This window comes from Rheinheimera lutimaris (assembly GCF_013283795.1).
Classification (GTDB): Bacteria; Pseudomonadota; Gammaproteobacteria; order Enterobacterales; family Alteromonadaceae; genus Alishewanella; species Alishewanella lutimaris.
The window spans coordinates 1-647 of the sequence record NZ_JABSOD010000048.1 but is presented as its reverse complement, the minus strand read 5'-3'; the positions used below and the strand labels follow the sequence as shown (position 1 = coordinate 647).

Genomic DNA, 647 nt, shown 5'->3' with positions numbered 1-647 from the left:
GGTAATACACCCATTTTTAATTGACGCTAAAAGTAGAAGGTTGCGTTATTAAAGCCTGTTTGTATTTCGGTGGTATGCCACCAATTGCCGTGTTTGGCCGTTCATTATTGTAAAACCAAAGCCATTCTGTCGCATAGTCTTGCACTTCGGCAATACTGCTGAATAAATATTGGTTTAGCCACTCGTACCGAACAGTTCGGTTGTATCGCTCCACATAAGCATTCTGCTGTGGGTTGCCGGGCTGGATAAACACCAGTTCAACATCATGTTTTTCAGCCCACTCCGCCAGTAGAGCACTGATATATTCCGGGCCATTGTCGCTTCGGATTTGCTTTGGCTTGCCGCGCCATTCAATGACTTGATTGAGTGTGCGGACAACACGCTCTGCCGGTAGCGAGAAGTCGACCTCAATTGCCAGGCCTTCCCGGTTAAAATCGTCAATGATATTAAGCAGCCTGAAGCTGCGGCCATCCTCAAGCTGGTCGTGCATAAAATCCATAGACCAACACTGGTTCATCGATTCCGGCACGGCCAGTGCATCAGGTTTATCGCGTTTTAAGCGCTTCTTCGGCTTTATCCGCAGATTAAGCTCCAGCTCCCGGTAAATCCTCAACACCCGCTTATGATTCCAGCCAAAACGTTTCACA

At 47.8% G+C, this 647-nt stretch carries 1 protein-coding gene; it reads right to left on the bottom strand.

Annotation, left to right across the window (positions count from 1 at the left end; translation table 11 throughout):
- Positions 1-16: 16 nt before the first annotated feature.
- On the bottom strand, positions 17-647 hold a 631-nt coding region (locus tag HRH59_RS19145; RefSeq protein ID WP_173502858.1), incomplete at its 5' end, for an IS3 family transposase.